We start from the raw sequence: 18,955 nt of genomic DNA on the forward strand, positions 1-18,955 counted from the left end.
GGAGTCCGCGGTCAGTGGTTCCAGCGGCGCAGCACCAGGCTGGCGTTGGTGCCGCCAAAGCCGAAGCTGTTGGACAACACCGTGTTCAGCTGCGCATCACGCGTTTGCGTGACCAGAGGCATGTCGCCCAGGGCCGGGTCAGGTGTCTCGACATTGGCAGAGCCAGCGATGAAGCCCTTGTTCAGCATGATCATGCAGTAGATGGCCTCCTGCACGCCCGTGGCGCCCAGCGAGTGGCCGGTGAGCGACTTGGTGGACGAGAACGGTGGCACCTTGTCGCCAAACAGCGCACGCATGGCGCGCACTTCCTGCATGTCGCCCACGGGGGTCGAGGTGCCGTGGGTGTTGATGTAGTCGATGGGGGCGTCCAGACCTTCCATGGCCTGCTGCATGCAGGCAATGGCACCGTCGCCCGACGGGGCCACCATGTCTTCACCGTCGCTGGTGGCGCCAAAGCCCACCACTTCGGCCAGGATGGTCGCGCCACGGGCCTGGGCGTGCTCCAGGCTCTCCAGCACCACGGCACCGCCGCCGCCAGCGATCACGAAGCCGTCGCGGTTCGCGTCGTAGGCGCGTGAGGCCTTCTCGGGCGTTTCGTTGTACTTGCTGGACATGGCGCCCATGCCGTCAAACAGCAGCGACATGCCCCAGCTCAGCTCTTCGCCACCGCCTGCAAACATCACATCCTGCACACCCCAGGCGATCTGCTGCGCGGCCGCGCCGATGCAGTGGGCGGACGTGGAACAGGCCGATGTGATGGAGTAGTTGATGCCCTTGACCTTGAAGTTGGTGGCCAGGCACGCAGAAACCGTGGAGCTCATGCAGCGCGTGACCTGATAGGGCCCCACGCGGCGGATGCCTTTTTCGCGCAGCGTGTCGGCCGCTTCGATCTGGTTGGCGGGCGAGCCGCCACCCGACCCCATGATGAGGCCGGTGCGCGGGTGGCTGACCTGTTCGGGCGTGAGGCCTGCTTGCTGGATAGCGTCTTCCAGTGCGATCTGCGCATAGGCCGCCGCATCGCCCATGAAGCGCAGCTGCTTGCGGTCAATGCGCGCTTCGATATCGATCTCCGGGGCGCCGCCCACCTGGCTGCGCAGGCCCAGTTCCTTGAACTTCTCCACGGCCTTGATGCCGCTGGTGCCCGCACGCAGCGAAGCTTCCACGGAGGCCAGGTCGTTGCCAATGCACGAGACGATGCCCGCGCCGGTGATGACTACGCGCTTCTTGGTGGTCATGCTGCGTCCTTACCGTCTTCCTCGCGCTTGAACAGACCCACGCGAAGGTCGTTGGCCACATAGATTTCCTTGCCATCGGCCAGCAGGCGGGCATCGCCGATGGCCATGACCAGCTTGCGCTTGATGACGCGCTTGATATCGATTTCGTAGGTGACCAGTTTCACGTCAGGGCCGACCTCGCCGGTGAACTTGACCTCGCCCGCACCCAGCGCGCGGCCCCGGCCCGGCAGTTGCAGCCAGGTCAGGTAAAAACCGATGAGCTGCCACATGGCGTCGAGCCCCAGGCAGCCAGGCATGACCGGGTCGCCCTGGAAGTGGCAGGCAAAGAACCAGAGGTCGGGTTTGACATCGAGCTCGGCGCGGATCTTTCCCAGCCCGTGCGCGCCACCATCGCTGTCGATGTGCGTGATGCGGTCAAACATCAGCATGGGTGGCAGCGGCAGACGCCCGCTGTCAGCGCCGAACAGCCGGCCCTCGCCCGAGGCGATCAGTTGTTCGTAGGAAAAGGAATCTGCCATTTTCAGTCGTGCTCCAGAACGGCGGATGGCCCGCCTCAAATCATCGTTTTACGCAACACCAGCCCCCGGTTGCGGGCCTCTATTATCAAGGCATAGGGAGCCGCCTCTAAACACGGGGGTGCGCAGGCCCCTGCGCCGCCGGGCGCAATGCCTGACCTGGATCAATTGCCACGCGGCCTGCGGCCCCTGCTGGCGACCATGGCCCCCACCAGCACCAGAGCCCCCAGCGCCCACAGCGGCCACAGCCCCCAGCGGGACACCCACCACGCGTAAGGCGTGATGGCCCAGCCACTTTGTGCGTCCAGCCCCCGGCCCTGCACCTCGCCCTTGAGCACTCCGCGCGTGTAGCGGGCCAGCTGGTGCGTGACAACGCCCCGGTGGTCGATGATGACGGTGGCGCCCGTGTTGGTGGCGCGCACCATGGGGCGCTCGAATTCGAGCGCACGCATGCGGCTGATGTGCAAGTGCTGGTCGATGGCCAGGGTGTCGCCAAACCAGCCGATGTTGCTGAAGTTGACAAACACCGTGGGGGCCTGGGCGGGGTCGATGAATCGCGCGCCCAGCTCCTCGCCGAACAAGTCTTCGTAGCAGATGTTCGGCGCGATGCGCTGCCCCGCCACGGCAAACGACGCCTGGCCCACCGTGCCCCGGTTGAAGTCACCCAGCGGGATGTTCATCATGGCCGTGAACCACTTGAAGAACGGCGGAATGAACTCTCCAAACGGCACGAGGTGGTGCTTGTCGTAGCGGTAGGGCTCTGCCTGGGTCGTGGCACTCATGCCCAGCACGGAGTTGGTGTAGCCCTGCGCTTCATCCCCCAGCGGAATGCCCACCATGGCGGCCTGGGCCCCTTGCGCATAGCGTTGCTGGATGCCCTCCAGATACCCCGGAATGAGCTGCTGCGGCAGCAGCGGTATGGCGGTCTCGGGCGCCACCACCAGGTCAGCCTGGGCGTTGCGCAGGGCCTCGGCATACCACTGCAGGGCCACGGGCACGCCGCTGCCGGACTGGAACTTTTCGTCCTGGGGGATATTGCCCTGCAGCAGCTCCAGGCTCAGGGCGGGCGCTGCGCGCCGTGCCGGGGTGTGGCACAGATTGACCGCGCACAGCCGGTCCACCGTGGCCCAGGCCAGCAGGCCGCCCGCCGCCAGCACCAGCGCCCACCAGCGCACGGTGCGCAGGTCGGTGGCACGCACCTGCACCACGCCCATCGCCAACGCCGCAGCCACCGCGCTGATGCCATACACCCCCATGTGGCGGGCCAGCACGGCGAGCGGCCCATCCACATGCGCGTAGCCGCCAGCACCCCACGGAAACCCCGTCCACCAGACGCCTCGTGCCAGTTCGGCCAGCAGCCACAGCGCTCCGAAAAGAAGAGCACTCCCGGCACGATTCATCGGCGCATACCGGCAAAACAAGGCCAAAGCCGCCGAATAGTAGCTGGCAAGAAAGGCAGCGAGCCCCAGCACCGCTGCCACGGCCAAAGGCGCGGGCAGGCCACCATAAGAATGCATGGAAATGAACAGCCACCAGAAAGTGCCTGCCAGCCAGGCGGTGGCAAACAACCCACCCACGAGCGCACCGCGCCGCCAGGGCGCAGCGACGCGCGGGTGCTCCACAGCAAAAGGCCGCACCATCCAGGCGAGCGCAGCCACCGAAGCCAGCTGCAGCCACCACAAGGGTTGGCCGCTGCCCGGCCAGGCCAGCGAGGCCGCCTGGGCCAGGCCCGCCGCCAGTGCCAGCAGCAGTTGCGGCAGCAGCGGCCCGCCCGCCATCCGAGAGCGCCGCGACATCAGCCGTCGGAGGGAGTGTCTTCGACCCTGGACACCTTGAACCAGCGCACCGCCCCGCCCTTGGTGTGCAGCACCACAAAATGCAGGCCGCTGAGCTGCAGATGCTCACCGCGCTTGGGCACATGGCCCATTTCGTGGGCAATCAGGCCGCCGATGGTGTCGAAATGCTCGTTGGGGTCGCTACCCACGATGGTCACCTCAAAGGCCTCGGCCACACGCTCGATGGGGGTGTCACCACTCACACGGTAGGTCCGGTCGGCCAGGCCAAAGATGTCGCCATCGTCTTCGGGGATGTCGAACTCGTCCTCAATCTCGCCGACGATCTGCTCCAGCACGTCTTCGATGGTGATGAGCCCGGCCACGCGGCCAAACTCGTCGATCACGATGGCCAGGTGGTTGCGGTTGCCACGGAACTCGCGCAGCAGGTCGTTCAGGCCTTTGCTTTCGGGCACAAACGCTGCCGGGCGCAGCAACGCACGGATGTTCAGCTCGGGCGCCCGCTGCAGCTTGAGCAGGTCCTTGGCCATCAGGATGCCAATGATGTTCTCGCGCTCGCCCTGGTAGACCGGAAACCGTGAATGCGCGGTGCTGATCACCAGGTGCAGCAGCTCATCGAAAGGCGCGTCAATGTTGACGAGGTCCATGCGCGGTGCTGCCACCATCACATCGCCCGCCGTCATGTCGGCCATGCGGATCACGCGCTCCAGCATCACGCGCGATTCGGCGCCGATGACCTCGTTGTCCTCGGCCTCGGCCAGGGTTTCAATGAGTTCTTCCGTGGAGTCCGGCCCAGGATGGATGAACTCGGCCACTTTCTGCAGGAAGGTGCGCTTGTCTTCCCTCTCGGGCGGTCGCCCGGGGTGCGCGGGGTGCGGGTCAGACACTGTCTGGAGTGCAGGACGTGCGGTAGTGAATCAGGCCCCTAGGATAGCGGATTGCCGTGACAGCCGGCCACCACCGGCGTCACGGCCGGGGGCGTGACCGCCATGGCTCACTCGGCCGATTGGTGGCGCGCGTGTTGCACGCCGCTGCGCACTTCCTGCACATTGGCCAGAAAGTCCCAGAACTGCTTGGCCTGCTTTTTGAGCTGGTAGTCCACCTCGGCGAACTGCTGCTCGACCATCTCGGTCATGCGCGTGTCGAGGCTGGCGGGTGGGATCTGCAAGTAGGCCTCCGACTCGGACCCGTCGCGGCGCACGGTGGCACCGGCGTTGCGCGCGATCTTGAGCATGGCAGTGTTTTCGGACAGCGCATGGATGAACACCATGTTCACGCCCTCATTGCGCGCATGCATCACGGCGCGCTCGAACAGGCGGGCGCCAAAGCCACGGCCCCGTGCCTGCTTGAGCACGGACACACCAAACTCTGCGCAGGGCTTGTGCTCGGGGTTTTCCGAAAATGCCAAGTGGGCCATGGCGATGAGTTCAAGGCGGCGGTTGTAGATGCCAAAGATCTCGTCGCGCTCGAAGTTGAGCTGCTCGGCGTAGCGGCGGATCTGTTCGTCGTTGGCGGCATAGCCAAACCGCAGGTAGCGGTCTGCAGGCTCCAGCTGCAGCAGGTGCTGGGTGATCCGCTCCCGGTAGGAGGGGCCCAGGGAGCGGATAGGAACCATCACGGGCGTCTCCTGCTGGTGGATGTGAATGTCAGAGGCAGAAGAGCCGCCGGTTACCGGGCGCAGCAGGTCCCGGCCTGCGTACCAGGATGCCTTGAGCCAGTCTTTGGTTGCGAACATGTCGCCAAATATAAGGGTTTTCCCTCATTTTTTCCAGTCCAAATTGCTGCGCCGCAACAAAATAGTGATCCTACTCAAAATGCGAAAAAATCAGCCACAAGCGCTAGAAGATCATGCCTCAACAGCTATCAATTTCAGAGCATTCATGATCAGAATCTCCTCTGCACGGGTCGCAGACGCGACGGCTGGGGTGGCTGCACTCCTGTCTTCGCCAACCCTTCTTTGCACACGCCAGAGCGTAAAGCGCGGACCGCGTTACAGCAACCTCCGCCACATCAACAGACGCCACAGAGAGTCACGCCCGTGACGTGCACAGGCTCTGTCAACGAGTGAAGGCCAGCGCCGGATTACACCGGCACGGCCGTGGTCGCCTTCACGCGGTCGAGCACAAAACTGGTCTTGCAGTCCTGCACGCTAGGGTGCTTGAGCAATGTGTCCATGATGAAGCGGCTGTAGTGCGCCATGTCGGCCACCACCACGCGCAGCAGGTAGTCCATTTCGCCGGTGAGCGATGCGCACTCCACTACTTCGGGCCAGGTCTGCACACTGGCGCGAAACAGGTCCATGGGGTTGCGCTTGTGGCTTTCGGTGTGTTTTTCGAGCCGCACATTCAGGTAAGCCGTGAGACCCAGCCCCACGGCTTCGGGCTGCACCAGGGCCACGTAGCGGTGGATCACGCCGCTGTCTTCCAGCCGCTTGACGCGGCGCAGCACGGCACTGGGCGACAGGCCCACCTGTTCACCGATGACGTCGTACGTCTCGCGGCCATTGTCCTGCAGGCGGCGCAGGATGGCGCGGTCCAGCTTGTCGAGTGCGTCAAAGGCTTTCATGACGCAGGATTTTACGAACAACTGCGTAATTTCTGCATGGTGCGCCGCACACACGGGTATGTCCCGATAGTGACTCCATGGGCTGAATACAAAAATTGATCTCGCAAAAAAGAACGGTCGTTCGTTTTTGCGAGCATAAGAAACCATACCAACGGAGACAAACACATGACCGGATTTTTCAGCCGCTTTTTGCGGCGACTGGTGCTGGCAGCAACGGCGGGGTTGCTGCTGCTGGGCGTGGGCGCACAGGCACAAACGGGCTACACCCAGACGCGCTACCCGATCGTGCTGGTGCACGGCCTGTTCGGCTTTGACTCGGCCCTTGGGATCGACTACTTCTACGGCATCCCCGACGCACTGCGCCAGGGCGGCGCCAAGGTCTACGTCGCCCAGGTCTCGGCAGCCAACAGCACCGAGGTGCGCGGCGAGCAATTGCTGGCACAGGTCAAGACCATCCTGGCGCTGACCGGGGCCCCCAAGGTGAACCTGGTGGGCCATTCGCACGGTGGCCCCACCACCCGCTATGTGGCGGGCGTGGCGCCGCAGCTGGTGGCATCGGTCACCTCGATTGGCGGCGTGAACCGGGGTTCGCGCGTAGCCGACATCCTGCGCGGCGTAGCGCCCGCAGGCTCGGTGTCCGAAGCCGTGGCCAGCGCCGCCGCCAAGGCGCTGGTGGGCCTGATCAACCTGACCTCCGGCGGCACCGGCCTGCCCCAGATGCCCACGGCGGCGCTGGACTCGCTGACCACGGCAGGCTCGGCCAAGTTCAACAGCCGCTTTCCGCAAGGCGTGCCCACCTCCGGCTGCGGCAGCGGCGCCGAACTGGTGAACGGTGTGCGCTACTACTCCTGGACCGGCACCCTGCCCCTGACCAACGTGCTCGATGCCAGCGACGCCCTGCTGGCCACGCTGAGCCTGACCTTTGGCGAAGCCAACGATGGCCTGGTGTCGGCCTGCTCGTCGCGCTTGGGCAAACACCTGGGCGACTACCGCCAGAACCACCTCGACGAAGTCAACCAGCTGCTGGGCCTGCGCGACTGGTTCTCCACCGACCCGGTGACGCTGTACCGCCAGCACGCCAACCGCCTCAAGCAACAAGGCCTGTAAGCCATGGCCCAGCCCTCGCGCACCTGGGCGGTTGCCGCCGCAGTCCTGGCCCTCACCACGGTCGCCGTGGTGTGGTGGCTGGGGGGCCCTGCCGGGTTCGGCGCGGGGGATACCCACCCATCGCCGGCGGGGGCGGCCGCCGCCTCCGCCGGTGCCCAGGTACAACCCTCGCCAGCACAGGGCGCGGACCACAGCTTTTTTGCACGCCGCCGCGCCATCACCACCGACGGCCCGGCCGACCCCCTGCTGGTGCACGGCCTGCGCGACACGCTGGAAGCACTGCTGATGGAAGCAGGCGACGCCAGCGACCCAGCCACGCTCAAACAGCGCCTGGCCGCACTGGTCAACCGGCATTTCCCCGCCGCCCTGGCCACGCGAGCCCTGGCACTGGCCGAGCGCTACGTGGACTACCGTGTGGCCCTGGGCAGCTTGCGTGCGCCGCAGGATCTGACCGACCCACGCGCACTGCGCGACGCGCTGGAGGCGCGCCACAAGGTGCGCCTGCAGTTTTTTGACGACGCCGAATACGACGCCCTGTTTGCCCGCGAGGCCGACCTGGACCGCTACACCCTGGCGCGCCTGGAGATTGAGCGCAACACCCAGCTCAGCCCCGAGCAGCGCGCCCAGGCGCTGCAGGCGGCCGATAACGAACTCTCCACCGAGCGCCGCGCCGAACGCAGTGCCGCCACCGCTCACATGGCGGCCGCAGCGCAGACGGCCGCCTTCAACGCCAGCAACACCGACGAGCGCAGCCGCTACGCCACCCGCAGCGCGCAGTACGGCCCGGCAGCCGCCCAGGCCATGGCGCAGCTGGACAGGGACGAACAGCACTGGAACCAGCGCCTCGACCAGTACAGCCAAGCCCGCACCCAGCAGGGCGAGGGCCCCGGCCTGCAGCAACTGCGCCAGCAGCTGTTCTCGCCCGAAGAGCAACAACGCATTGACGCCGCCCTGGCGCTGCGCCAGCTCAACGCGGGCACCTCGGGCTCATAGGGACCTTCTGCCGACCGCGCAGCGCTGCGGCGGCCAACCTCGCCCAACGCGCCGTCAGACTGCGCGAAATTTTGACCATTCACAAGATTCCTGCAAATCAAAGGCCAAAGCCTCTTGATTTCGCCAGAAACATGAGGCAGGCCGCGCCTACAGTCCATGACATTCATCAACGAATGCCGGAGACACCCCATGAATGCCGCCTTGCCGCAAGAAACCACCGCCCAGCTCGCTGCCTGGGACAACCCCATGGGCCTGATGGGCTTCGAGTTCGTCGAATTCACCTCGCCCCAGCCCGGCGTGCTGGAGGCGGTGTTTGAAAAGCTCGGTTTCACCCTGGTCGCCAAGCACCGGTCCAAGGATGTGGTGCTGTACCGCCAGAACGGCATCAACTTCATCCTGAACCGCGAGCCCCACAGCCAGGCCGCCTACTTTGGTGCCGAGCATGGCCCCTCCGCCTGTGGCCTGGCCTTCCGTGTGAAGGATGCGCACAAGGCTTACAACCGCGCGCTGGAACTGGGCGCCCAGCCCATCGAGATCCCCACCGGCCCCATGGAGCTGCGCCTGCCCGCCATCAAGGGCATTGGCGGCGCACCGCTGTATTTGATTGATCGCTTTGAAGACGGCAAGTCCATCTACGACATCGACTTCGAATTCATCGAAGGCGTGGACCGCCGCCCCGTGGGCCACGGCCTGAACTTCATCGACCACCTCACGCACAACGTGTACCGGGGCCGCATGGGTTTCTGGGCCAACTTCTACGAGAAGCTGTTCAACTTCCGCGAAATCCGCTACTTCGACATCCAGGGCGAATACACGGGCCTCACGTCCAAGGCCATGACCGCGCCCGACGGCAAGATCCGCATCCCGCTGAACGAAGAATCCAAGCAGGGTGGCGGCCAGATCGAAGAATTTTTGATGCAATTCAACGGCGAGGGCATTCAGCACATCGCACTGATCTGCGACGACATCCTGGCCACCGTGGACAAGCTGCAGATGGCCGGCGTGCCCATGGCCCCAGCTCCCAACGACATTTACTACCAGATGCTCGAAGGCCGCCTGCCCGGCCATGGCCAGCCCGTGGGCGAGCTGCAGTCGCGCGGCATCCTGCTCGATGGCACCACGGCCGACGGCACGCCGCGCCTGCTGCTGCAGATTTTCTCCACGCCCATGCTGGGTCCCGTGTTCTTCGAATTCATCCAGCGCAAGGGCGACTACCGCGACGGCTTCGGCGAAGGCAACTTCAAGGCGCTGTTCGAGTCGCTCGAGCGCGACCAGATTGCCCGTGGCGTGCTTGAGGCCAAGAAGGCCTGAGCGGGAGCGAACGCCATGACCACCGAGTCTGTCGTCAAACCCGTCGTGTACGGGGCGAGCGACCGCCCTCCCCGTGGCGACTACAGCCGCGCCCGTGCCGACTACACCTGCACCCAGGACTGGGCGAGCTACACCGCCGCCGACCACGACACCTACCGCCGTCTGTACGAGCGCCAGCGCGCCCTGCTGCCAGGCCTTGCCAGCCAGGCGTTCATCGACGCCCTGCCCTCACTGGGCGCGAGCGACCGCATCCCGCGCTTTGAAGAGGTGAACGAGCGCCTCTACAAAGCGACCGGCTGGGAGCTGGTGGGCGTGCCCGGGCTGATCCCGGAGGTGCCCTTCTTCACCCTGCTGGCCAACCGCAAATTCCCGGTGACGGACTGGATCCGCAAGCCCGAAGAGTTCGAATACATCGTCGAGCCCGACATTTTTCACGACCTGTTCGGGCATGTGCCGCTGCTGTTCAACCCGGTGTTTGCGGACTATGTGCAGCGCTACGGCCAAGGCGGGCTGAAGGCGCAGGGGCTGGGGTCGTGCGAGATGCTGAGCCGCTTGTACTGGTACACGATCGAGTTTGGGTTGATCCGCGAAGCGGGGCAGTTGCGGGCCTATGGCGCGGGCATCCTGAGTTCGTCGGGCGAACTGGCGTATTCGGTGCAGAGCCTGGAGCCGCAGCGCATTCCGCTGCAACTGGAGCGCACCATGCGCACGCGCTACAAGATCGATACGTACCAGCAGACGTATTTTGTGATTGACAGTTTTGAGCAGCTGTTTGAGATGACGGCGGCGGACTTTGCGCCGATTTATGAGCGGCTGCGGGGGTTGCCAGAGTTTGCAGCGGATGAGCGGGAGGCTGTGGCGGCTTGATGTTTTGAAGAAACTGGCTGCCAGCGCTAGTGAATCATGCCCTGAAAGCTGCGCTTTTAATAGCAACTTGCATCCAGGAATGCGGGGCTGGGCTGGGGTTTTTGGGCCTTTTGGATGAATCGGTCTCTGTGCCTGGGTTGAGGGCGGGGGCCGGGAGTCGCCCGGCAGGCGAGGCACTTTTCTTTGCTTCGCCAAAGAAAAGTACCCAAAAGAAAGGCGACCCCACTGTCTGCGTCCCCTGCGCTGACGCTACGGGGCAACCTGCGGTGCTCGGGTTTGGCGGGGTCTCGCTCAACTCGCGCCGCTGCGCGTCGCTCAGACACACGCGAGCCCTGATCCGCCAAACCCTGCGCTCCTCGGCGCATCCAGAGGGGCACGGCGAGCAGAACATCATCGCTGCGCTCGGCACCGAATCGCGGGCGCAAGCGCCACGCGCTGCGCAGCCTGGGCCGAGCGAAGCAATGGCCCGTGGGGCTGTTGGGATGTTCGGCTGTCCCACCCCTGCGGGCTGCGCCTGCGGCGGGGCGGCTGCGGGGTGGCACGCGCGTCGGAGCGTGCGTGCTTCGTGCTCTGACTCGCCGTGGATGTCTGAACGAAGCTGCAACGCAGCGCAGTGAGTTCCACGGCGCACCCCGCAACCGACACGACGCAGGTCTGCCCCGTAGCGAAGCGCAGGGGTCGCAGACTGGGGGTCGCCTTTTCTTTGGTGACTTTCTTTTGGCGAAGCAAAAGAAAGTTACTCGCACGCCGGGCGACTCCCGGCCTCCGCCCTACAACCAAACATGCAGTCCGATGTGCAACTCACGCCCGATGTAGCCATCGAAAACACACTACAAAATCAATAGCTACCAGCACCTTGCATACGAGCGCTAGCAGCCAAAAGGCCTCAAAGAATCACCCTCGACTTACCTCCTCCAGACAAGCCTTCATCACCCCAGGGTCAAACGCCATCTGCACATGCGCAACCCCTTCCACCAACCGGTGTTCTGCCCCCGCCAACGCCGCTGTGGTCGCCGGAAACACGATGTTGTCGCAGTTCGAATACCAGCAGGTAAACAACGCTGCCCGCCCCGCAGGCTCCGCCCGCTGCAAGGCCACCACCCAGTCCCCCGCCAAGCTCATCTGCCGCCCATTCACCGTCCGGCTGAAACGCCCCAGCCATGTGCCCCCATGCGGCGTGCCCAGCGTCAACACCCGGTGCACCCGCCCATCCGCCTGGTGCGCCCGCAGCCACGCCCGCACCGCCAAGCCACCCATGCTATGGCACAACAGCACCGGCGCCTGGCCCGTGGCCGCCGTCACTTGGCGCACAGCGTCTTCAATGATGTCCGCGTACTCGTCAATCGAGCCCATCACCGGCTCCAGATTCACCGCCACATAGGCATGCCCCCGCGCCTGCAAAGGCGCAAACCACGGCAGCCAGAGCCCCCGGTTGCACATGAATCCATGCACCAGCACCACGCCCCGCTTTCCGGTCGGCTGCACAGGCAGCCAATCGGGCAATGACTGGTGGCGAAACGGCTGGCGCCAGCAAAACACCATCAGCGCCACCCACCCCTCGGTCCACCAGGCACCCACCACCTGCGACAGGCGGGCACGTGGCGCAGCGTCGGTGCGGTTGGTGATGTGCATCAGCACAAACTCCAGCGCCATCACCACCAGGTACAGACACAGCGGTACCAAGGCCCCCAGCACGGCACGCCAGGGTGAATGGGGCCACTGCCACACCAGCCAGGCGGCCATGGTCAGCAGGATGAACAGAAGCAGGGTTCGTTGCCAGCGCGCGATCATGGTGGTGATGGGCAGATGTTGTAATTGACCAGCCGCATTGTGCGGTCTGACCACCGCCCGACACCGCACCCCGCAGAACGCAGAAAGGACCCCGCCCCATGGATGCCGCCCAGACCATCCGCGACTGCATCGCCGACGTGACCGCCCTGCGCCTGCACCGCACGGGCGACCCGGCGCTGGGGGCGGCGGTGGGCAGCGTCAAAAGCCTGCAGGCCCGGCGCTTTCGCGGCACCTATGCGGACCTGATGGGCTCGCCCGCGTTCGGGCCCGCAGCACAGTTCTTTTTGGAAGAGCTGTACAGCGACACCGACTACACCGACCGCGATCTGCAGTTTGGCCGCATCGCCGGCACGCTGCAGACCATGTTCCCCCAACCGGTCGTGAACACCGCCGTGGCCCTGGCGGTGCTGCACGCACAGACCGAGGGACTGGACCAGGACATGGGCCGCGCGTGGTTGCTGCACGAAGCCGATGCGGCCAACGTTGCCGCCCGCTACACCGCCGCCTGGCGCACTGTGGGCCAGCGCCATGCGCGCCAGCAGCAGCTGCAGCGCGTGCTGGCCATGGGGAATGACCTGGCGCGCCTCACGCGCACCCCCGGCCTGCGGATGATGCTGCGCATGATGCGCGGCCCGGCCAACGCCGCGGGCATGGGCGCGTTGCAGAAGTTTCTGGAGGCGGGGTTTGACACCTTCGGCCAGCTTGCGCGCCAGCGCGGCGGGGTGGAGCAGTTTCTGGCCACCATCGAGCAACGGGAGCGGGCGCTGATGGAGCAACTGTTCGATGCCGATCCTGTCACCTGCGGGACCCAGCTCGCCAGCACACTAGGACAAGCCCGATAGCCCGCAACGCGCCCGCCTTCCACAATCTGTGCCCACCTATCAATGGCATTTGGCGAGCACAAGGAAACAAGCGCATGGAAAAGATCTGGCTCAAGAGCTACCCCCCGGGCGTCCCACACGACGTGAAGCCCGAGCAATACCGCTCTGTGGCCCACCTGCTGGAAGAGTCGTTCCGCAAACACGCATCGAGCCCGTTTTCGGTCTGCATGGACCAGTGGATGACCTATGGCGAGCTGGAACGCCGCTCGGCCGCGCTGGGCGCCTATCTGCAGAGCCTGGGGCTGGAGCCCGGCGCGCGCGTGGCCATCATGCTGCCCAACATCCCGCAGTTTGGCGTGACCATGGCCGCCGTGCTGCGCGCTGGCTACACCTGCGTGAACGTGAACCCGCTGTACACCGCCCGCGAGCTGGAGCACCAGCTCAAGGACTCAGGCGCCACGGCCATCGTGATCCTGGAGAACTTTGCCCACACGCTGGCTGAGGTCATTGACCACACGGCCGTCAAGCATGTGGTGATGGCGTCCATGGGCGACCTGCTGGGCTTCTGGTTTGGCAAATGGATCACCTTCGCCGTGCGCCACCTGGCCAAGATGGTGCCTGCCTACGACCTACCCCTGTCGAACGGCCGCAAGGTCGTCACCTTCAAGAAGGCACTGTCGCTGGGCGAGCACAAATCCCTGGCCCCCAGCCAGGCCACGCTCGATTCGATTGCCTTCCTGCAGTACACCGGCGGCACCACGGGCCTGTCGAAGGGCGCGGTGCTCACCCACCGCAACATCGTGGCCGCCACGCTGCAGGCCGAGGCGTGGTTCACGCCCGCGCTGTCCAAGGTGGGCGACCTCTCCAAGGCCAACAGCATTGCCGCACTGCCGCTGTACCACATCTTCGCGCTCACGCTGTGCCTGCTGGCCATTCGCCAGGGCTCCAGCCTCACGCTGATCCCGAACCCGCGCGACATTCCGAAGTTCGTGGCAGAACTCAAGAAGCGCCCCTTCCACATGCTGCCTGCGGTGAACACGCTGTTCAACGCGCTGCTGCAAAACCCGCAGTTCAAGACGCTGGATTTTTCGCACCTGTGCGTGTCGCAGGCCGGGGGCATGGCGGCCAGCGAGGGCACCGCCAAGCAATGGCAGAAGGTGACTGGCAGCACGATGATCGAAGGCTGGGGCATGAGCGAGACCTGCGCCATCGGCACCAACAACCCGGTGATCAGCACCACCTTCAGCGGCAACATCGGCCTGCCCTTGCCGGGCATCGACATCGCCATCAAGGACGACGAAGGCAACAGCCTGCCCCAGGGCGAGTCGGGCGAGATCTGCATCCGCGGCCCCAACGTGATGGTGGGCTACTACAACCAGCCCGAAGAAAACGCCAAGGCCTTCACGCCCGACGGCTTCATGCGCACGGGCGACATCGGCATCATGGACCCGCAGGGCTACACCCGCATCATCGACCGCAAGAAGGACATGATCCTGGTGAGCGGCTTCAACGTGTTCCCCAACGAGCTGGAGCAGGTCATCAGCCTGTGCCCCGGCGTGGTCGAATGCGCAGCCATTGGCGTTCCCGATGAGAAGCAGGGCGAGGCCATCAAGGTGTTCATCATCAAGAACGACCCGGCCCTGACCGAGGACGAGGTGGCCAACTACTGCCACCAGAACCTCACCGGCTACAAGCGCCCCAAGTACATCGAGTTCCGCGACGAGCTGCCCAAGAGCAACGTGGGCAAGATCCTGCGCCGAGAGCTGCGCAAGGCCTGAGGCCGTTGTTCCGAAGGGCAGAGCGACAAACGCTGCCCTCCATCACCTCCCCCAGGGCGCTTCGGCGCCCTTTTTCTTGGGCGTAAACCCTGCAGATCGCCCCACTGCGCCGGTAGTCCAATGTCTGCATCTTCGGGTTTTTACTGATTAGCAAACGTTTGCGCAAACGTTTGCTTTCGTTATCATCCCGATCGCGACAAGGCACCGGGCATCCGTAGCCGCTCCTTTTTGGGGGCGCTGCCGGGGATTTCCCTCCACGCTGTCGGTCGCCTTAGGGCGACGCTGAATAAGCCTCCGCGATGCGGCGAGCCCTGGATCGGGATGGACTGCAAGGCGCAAACCAGAGTGATAGCCGTAGTTATCGCGAGGATTTGCAACGCTGCAGACCGTCCTGAGCCAGGGATGCGCCGGGCGCGAGAGGCTTGTTCAGCGTTGCCTCAGTCCACATTCCAACCTGGAGACAACACCCATGCAGTTCACCCGCCGTTCCGTTCAGACCGCCGCCGCCCTCGCCGTTGTGGGCAGCCTGCTGGCCAGCCCTGCGTTTGCGCAGGACAAGCCGAAGATCGCGCTCATCATGAAGTCGCTGGCCAACGAGTTCTTCCGCACCATGGAAGACGGCGCCAAGGCGCACCAGAAGGCCCATGCCAAGGAATACACGCTGGTGGCCAATGGCATCAAGAACGAGACCGACACGGCAGCCCAGATCAAGATGATCGAGCAGGCCGTGGCCCAAAAGGTCAGCGCCATCGTGCTGGCACCCGCTGACTCCAAGGCGCTGGTGCCCGTGGTCAAGACGGCCATCGACAAGGGCATCCTCGTGGTCAACATCGACAACCAGCTCGATGCCGACGCGCTGAAGGAAAAGAACATCACCGTGCCCTTCGTGGGCCCCGACAACCGTGCAGGCGCCAAGCTGGTGGGCGACCACCTGGCCAAGACGCTGAAGGCCGGTGACAAGGTCGGCATCATCGAAGGCGTGTCCACCACCTTCAATGCGCAGCAGCGCACTCTGGGCTACCAGGACGCCATGAAGGCCGCCAACATCACCGTGGTGGGTGTGCAGTCCGGCAACTGGGAGATCGAAAAGGGCAACACCGTGGCCGCCGGCATGATGCGCGAGCACCCTGACCTGGTCGCCCTGCTGGCTGGCAACGACAGCATGGCCCTGGGCGCCGTGGCCGCCGTGAAGGCTGCGGGCAAGACCGGCAAGGTGCAGGTGGTGGGCTATGACAACATTGGCGCCATCAAGCCCATGCTGGCCGACGGCCGCGTGCTGGCCACCGCTGACCAGTACGCCGCCAAGCAGGCCGTGTTCGGCATCGAGCTGGCGCAGAAGGCCCTGGCCGCCAAGACGCCGCAGAACCAGCTGCCCGCCACGGTGAAGACGGATGTGGTGCTGGTGACGAAAGACAGCAAGTAAATCCGAGAGCGGCGAACAAGGCCCTTCTGGCGTTGTTCCCCGCTCAACCGATAAACACCGCCCTGCAGCCGCCCACTTCAAGCCCCCATGCCCAGTCGCTCGCCCGCTCCTCAGTCCCCGCCCTTGCTCGCCATCCAGGCAGTAGGCAAGGACTACACCGCCACCGTACTCGACGGCGTGAACGTGGAGCTGTTTGCGGGCGAGGTGCTGGCGCTGACCGGGGAAAACGGCGCGGGCAAGAGCACGCTGTCCAAGATCCTGTGCGGGCTGGAGCAGCCCACGCGCGGCGGCATGCAGCTGGCGGGGCAGGCCTACGCCCCCACGTCGCGCCGCGATGCCGAGCGCCACGGCGTGCGCATGGTGATGCAGGAGCTGGGCCTGGTGCCCACGCTCACCGTGGCCGAGAATTTGTTGATGGGCCGCCTGCCACACCGCCTGGGCTGGCTGCAGCGCGATGTGCTGCACGCCGCCGCCCGTGCGCAGCTGGCCAAGATCGGGCTCGACAACATCGACCCCGCCACCCCGGTCTCGCAGCTGGGCATCGGCCAGCAGCAGATGGTCGAGATCGCGCGCAACCTGCAGGACGACACACGCATCCTGGTGCTCGATGAGCCCACGGCCATGCTCACGCCGCGCGAGACCAATTACCTGTTCGAGCAGATCGCGCACCTCACCGCACGCGGCGTGGCCATCATCTACGTGTCGCACCGGCTCGAAGAACTGCGCCGCATTGCCGACCGCGTGGCCGTGCTGCGCGACGGCCGCCTGGTGGACGTGCGCCCCATGGCGGGCATGAGCGAGGACGACCTGGTGCAGCGCATGGTGGGCCGCGTGGTGAGCGACCTGGACCACCGCCCGCGCCGCCCCATCGGCCCCGTGGTGATGAGCGCTGAAAACCTGGGCCGGGGCACCGCAGTGCAGGACGTGAGCCTGGAGCTGCGCGCGGGCGAGATCTTCGGCATTGCCGGGCTGGTTGGATCGGGCCGCACCGAGCTGGTCCGCCTGCTGTTCGGCGCGGACCGGGCAGACCGCGGCAGCGTGACGCTGCACCCATCTTTTGAGCAAAAACAACCGCAAGCGCTAGTGAATCATGCGCCAGCAGCTACACAAAACATAGCAAATTCACCCACACTAGCACCCACCGCCCCCCGCACCTGGCAGCGGGGTTTCGCGTCGCCGCTGCAGGCCATCGCCGCCGGTGTGGGCCTGGTCACCGAAGACCGCAAATCCCAGGGCCTGCTGCTCACGCAGCCCATCCGCATCAACGCCACGCTGTCCGACCTGTCGGCCGTGTCGCGCGGCGGCTGGCTGCAGCGCGGGCTCGAAAGCCGCCTGGTGCAGGGTTTTGTGCGCACGCTGGGCATCCGCTGCCGCAGCCCCGAGCAGCCCGTGGGGCAGCTGTCGGGCGGCAACCAGCAAAAGGTGGTGTTTGCCCGCTGGCTGCACCGCGAAGGCCGCGTGCTGCTGCTCGATGAACCCACGCGCGGCGTGGACGTGGGCGCACGCGCCGAGCTGTATGGCGAGCTGGACCGCGTGGCCCTGGAAGGCCGCGCGCTGCTCATGGTGTCGTCCGACCTGCGCGAGCTCATGGCCATGGCCGACCGCATCGGCGTGATGAGCGCGGGCCGCCTGGTGGCCGTGTTCGAGCGCGGCGAGTGGTCCGAGCAATCGCTGCTGGCGGCCGCGTTCTCCGAGCCCGGCGGGCGCACCAGTACCACCCCTTCAACTTCTTCTCCTGTGACCGCATGAACGCCCCCACCCCATCTGCCGCGCCCGCTGCGGCGCCCTCCTCCGCCTCGGTCTGGCGCAGCCAGCTGGGCACCTACCTGGGCCTGCTGGCCGTTTTGGCGGGCATGGTGGCGCTGTTCTCGTCGCTGTCCGAATACTTCTGGAGCGCCGAGACCTTCATCACCATCGCCAACGAAATCCCGGCACTGGCCGTGATGGCGGTGGGCATGACCTTTGTGCTCATCATTGCGGGCATCGATTTGTCGGTGGGCTCGGTGATGGCGCTGGCCGCCGCCACCTCGGCCGCCGCCATCCTGCAATGGGGCTGGACGGTGCCCGCCGCCGCCGCGCTGGCATTGGCCACGGGCCTGGTGTGCGGCACCATCACCGGCATGATTTCCGTCGCATGGCGGCTGCCCTCGTTCATCGTGTCGCTGGGCATGCTCGAGGCCGTGCGTGGCAGCGCGTATGTGGTGACCGACTCGCGCACGCAGTACGTGGGCGATGCGATCTCGTGGCTGTCGGCACCCTTCTTTGGCGGCATCTCGTTCGCGTTCTTGCTGGCCGTGGTGCTGGTGGTGGTGGCACAGCTGGTGCTGTCGCGCACGGTGTTTGGCCGCTGCGTGGTGGGCATTGGCACCAATGAAGAAGCCATGCGCCTGGCCGGTGTGGACCCGCGCCCTATCCGCGTCATCGTGTTTGCGATGACCGGCCTGCTCGCGGGCCTGGCGGGCCTCATGCAGTCGGCCCGGCTCGAAGCGGCCGACCCCAACGCCGGCACCGGCATGGAGCTGCAGGTGATTGCGGCCGTGGTGATTGGCGGCACCAGCCTCATGGGCGGGCGCGGCTCGGTGATCAACACCGCGTTTGGCGTGCTCATCATCGCGGTGCTGGAGGCAGGCCTGGCCCAGGTCGGCGCCAGCGAGCCCAGCAAGCGCATCATCACGGGTTTTGTGATCGTGGCGGCCGTCATTGTGGACACGCTGCGCCAGCGCCGCGCCGCCCGCTGAACCTGTTTCAACACACCG

At 65.5% G+C, this 18,955-nt stretch carries 16 protein-coding genes; 9 read left to right on the forward strand and 7 right to left on the reverse strand.

All coding sequences use genetic code 11. The features are described from left to right. Positions 1-11: 11 nt before the first annotated feature. The 6 genes from fabB to CLU87_RS17870 form a co-directional block, all read right to left on the reverse strand. Positions 12-1,235, reverse strand: coding sequence for a beta-ketoacyl-ACP synthase I (fabB, locus tag CLU87_RS17845; protein WP_099731313.1), 1,224 nt, complete (start codon positions 1,233-1,235; stop codon positions 12-14). Then, positions 1,232-1,753, reverse strand: a complete 522-nt coding sequence (fabA, locus tag CLU87_RS17850) for a 3-hydroxyacyl-[acyl-carrier-protein] dehydratase FabA (protein ID WP_008907199.1) — start codon at positions 1,751-1,753, stop codon at positions 1,232-1,234. Before fabA ends, fabB begins: the two co-directional genes overlap by 4 nt. 161 nt (positions 1,754-1,914) lie before the next feature. Next, entirely contained in the window at positions 1,915-3,546 is a 1,632-nt protein-coding gene (gene lnt, locus CLU87_RS17855) for an apolipoprotein N-acyltransferase (RefSeq protein ID WP_056059501.1), read from the reverse strand. Continuing rightward, positions 3,546-4,430, reverse strand: a complete 885-nt coding sequence (locus tag CLU87_RS17860) for an HlyC/CorC family transporter (RefSeq protein ID WP_099731314.1) — start codon at positions 4,428-4,430, stop codon at positions 3,546-3,548. Before CLU87_RS17860 ends, lnt begins: the two co-directional genes overlap by 1 nt. 107 nt (positions 4,431-4,537) lie before the next feature. Continuing rightward, positions 4,538-5,278, reverse strand: coding sequence for a GNAT family N-acetyltransferase (locus CLU87_RS17865; RefSeq protein WP_099731315.1), 741 nt, complete (start codon positions 5,276-5,278; stop codon positions 4,538-4,540). A 347-nt stretch (positions 5,279-5,625) separates the two neighbouring features. Beyond that, positions 5,626-6,108 (reverse strand): Lrp/AsnC family transcriptional regulator, encoded by a 483-nt coding sequence (locus CLU87_RS17870; protein WP_015012403.1) that lies wholly within the window; start codon positions 6,106-6,108, stop codon positions 5,626-5,628. A 165-nt stretch (positions 6,109-6,273) separates the two neighbouring features. Between CLU87_RS17870 and CLU87_RS17875 the strand changes: the two genes are divergently transcribed. The 4 genes from CLU87_RS17875 to phhA all read left to right on the forward strand — a co-directional run bounded on the left by CLU87_RS17875 (position 6,274) and on the right by phhA (position 10,386). After that, the gene (locus CLU87_RS17875; RefSeq protein WP_099731316.1) at positions 6,274-7,215 is read left to right on the forward strand and encodes a triacylglycerol lipase; all 942 of its coding nucleotides are present in this window, start codon (positions 6,274-6,276) and stop codon (positions 7,213-7,215) included. Positions 7,216-7,218: 3 nt separating this feature from the next. Beyond that, positions 7,219-8,208 carry a lipase secretion chaperone gene (locus tag CLU87_RS17880; RefSeq protein WP_099731317.1) on the forward strand — a complete coding sequence of 330 codons (990 nt, stop codon included), beginning with the start codon at positions 7,219-7,221 and terminating at the stop codon, positions 8,206-8,208. 189 nt (positions 8,209-8,397) lie between these two features. After that, positions 8,398-9,519 (forward strand): 4-hydroxyphenylpyruvate dioxygenase, encoded by a 1,122-nt coding sequence (hppD, locus tag CLU87_RS17885; protein ID WP_099731318.1) that lies wholly within the window; start codon positions 8,398-8,400, stop codon positions 9,517-9,519. 15 nt (positions 9,520-9,534) lie between these two features. Beyond that, the gene (phhA, locus tag CLU87_RS17890) at positions 9,535-10,386 is read left to right on the forward strand and encodes a phenylalanine 4-monooxygenase (RefSeq protein ID WP_099731319.1); all 852 of its coding nucleotides are present in this window, start codon (positions 9,535-9,537) and stop codon (positions 10,384-10,386) included. A gap of 894 nt (positions 10,387-11,280) precedes the next feature. Here the strand turns inward: phhA and CLU87_RS17900 are convergent. Continuing rightward, positions 11,281-12,177 carry a triacylglycerol lipase gene (locus tag CLU87_RS17900; RefSeq protein WP_099731321.1) on the reverse strand — a complete coding sequence of 299 codons (897 nt, stop codon included), beginning with the start codon at positions 12,175-12,177 and terminating at the stop codon, positions 11,281-11,283. A gap of 98 nt (positions 12,178-12,275) precedes the next feature. On the opposite strand from CLU87_RS17900, the gene CLU87_RS17905 reads away from it, so the two are divergent. From CLU87_RS17905 to CLU87_RS17925, 5 genes are all read left to right on the forward strand, one after another. Further along, entirely contained in the window at positions 12,276-13,019 is a 744-nt protein-coding gene (locus CLU87_RS17905; RefSeq protein ID WP_099731322.1) for a hypothetical protein, read from the forward strand. Between the two features lie 74 nt (positions 13,020-13,093). Continuing rightward, entirely contained in the window at positions 13,094-14,776 is a 1,683-nt protein-coding gene (locus tag CLU87_RS17910; RefSeq protein ID WP_099731323.1) for an AMP-binding protein, read from the forward strand. Between the two features lie 469 nt (positions 14,777-15,245). Then, complete coding sequence (locus CLU87_RS17915; protein WP_099731324.1) at positions 15,246-16,199, forward strand: sugar ABC transporter substrate-binding protein; 954 nt, start codon at positions 15,246-15,248, stop codon at positions 16,197-16,199. 87 nt (positions 16,200-16,286) lie between these two features. Continuing rightward, a complete protein-coding gene (locus tag CLU87_RS17920; protein ID WP_099731325.1) occupies positions 16,287-17,948 on the forward strand; it encodes a sugar ABC transporter ATP-binding protein in 1,662 nt (553 codons plus the stop codon). Continuing rightward, entirely contained in the window at positions 17,945-18,937 is a 993-nt protein-coding gene (locus CLU87_RS17925; protein WP_099731326.1) for an ABC transporter permease, read from the forward strand. Before CLU87_RS17920 ends, CLU87_RS17925 begins: the two co-directional genes overlap by 4 nt. Positions 18,938-18,955 lie beyond the last annotated feature (18 nt).

Source organism: Acidovorax sp. 59 (genome assembly GCF_002754175.1).
Lineage (GTDB): Bacteria > Pseudomonadota > Gammaproteobacteria > Burkholderiales > Burkholderiaceae_C > Acidovorax > Acidovorax delafieldii.

Bases quoted from the DNA above. Each gene is read 5' to 3' on its own strand.
- hppD (WP_099731318.1), top strand. From the start codon at position 8,398: ATGAATGCCGCCTTGCCGCAAGAAACCACCGCCCAGCTCGCTGCCTGG.
- CLU87_RS17915 (WP_099731324.1), top strand. From the start codon at position 15,246: ATGCAGTTCACCCGCCGTTCCGTTCAGACCGCCGCCGCCCTCGCCGTT.
- CLU87_RS17905 (WP_099731322.1), top strand. From the start codon at position 12,276: ATGGATGCCGCCCAGACCATCCGCGACTGCATCGCCGACGTGACCGCC.
- CLU87_RS17910 (WP_099731323.1), top strand. From the start codon at position 13,094: ATGGAAAAGATCTGGCTCAAGAGCTACCCCCCGGGCGTCCCACACGAC.
- CLU87_RS17875 (WP_099731316.1), top strand. From the start codon at position 6,274: ATGACCGGATTTTTCAGCCGCTTTTTGCGGCGACTGGTGCTGGCAGCA.
- CLU87_RS17880 (WP_099731317.1), top strand. From the start codon at position 7,219: ATGGCCCAGCCCTCGCGCACCTGGGCGGTTGCCGCCGCAGTCCTGGCC.
- CLU87_RS17865 (WP_099731315.1), bottom strand. From the start codon at position 5,278: ATGTTCGCAACCAAAGACTGGCTCAAGGCATCCTGGTACGCAGGCCGG.
- lnt (WP_056059501.1), bottom strand. From the start codon at position 3,546: ATGTCGCGGCGCTCTCGGATGGCGGGCGGGCCGCTGCTGCCGCAACTG.
- CLU87_RS17925 (WP_099731326.1), top strand. From the start codon at position 17,945: ATGAACGCCCCCACCCCATCTGCCGCGCCCGCTGCGGCGCCCTCCTCC.
- CLU87_RS17920 (WP_099731325.1), top strand. From the start codon at position 16,287: ATGCCCAGTCGCTCGCCCGCTCCTCAGTCCCCGCCCTTGCTCGCCATC.
- fabB (WP_099731313.1), bottom strand. From the start codon at position 1,235: ATGACCACCAAGAAGCGCGTAGTCATCACCGGCGCGGGCATCGTCTCG.
- CLU87_RS17900 (WP_099731321.1), bottom strand. From the start codon at position 12,177: ATGATCGCGCGCTGGCAACGAACCCTGCTTCTGTTCATCCTGCTGACC.
- CLU87_RS17870 (WP_015012403.1), bottom strand. From the start codon at position 6,108: ATGAAAGCCTTTGACGCACTCGACAAGCTGGACCGCGCCATCCTGCGC.
- phhA (WP_099731319.1), top strand. From the start codon at position 9,535: ATGACCACCGAGTCTGTCGTCAAACCCGTCGTGTACGGGGCGAGCGAC.
- fabA (WP_008907199.1), bottom strand. From the start codon at position 1,753: ATGGCAGATTCCTTTTCCTACGAACAACTGATCGCCTCGGGCGAGGGC.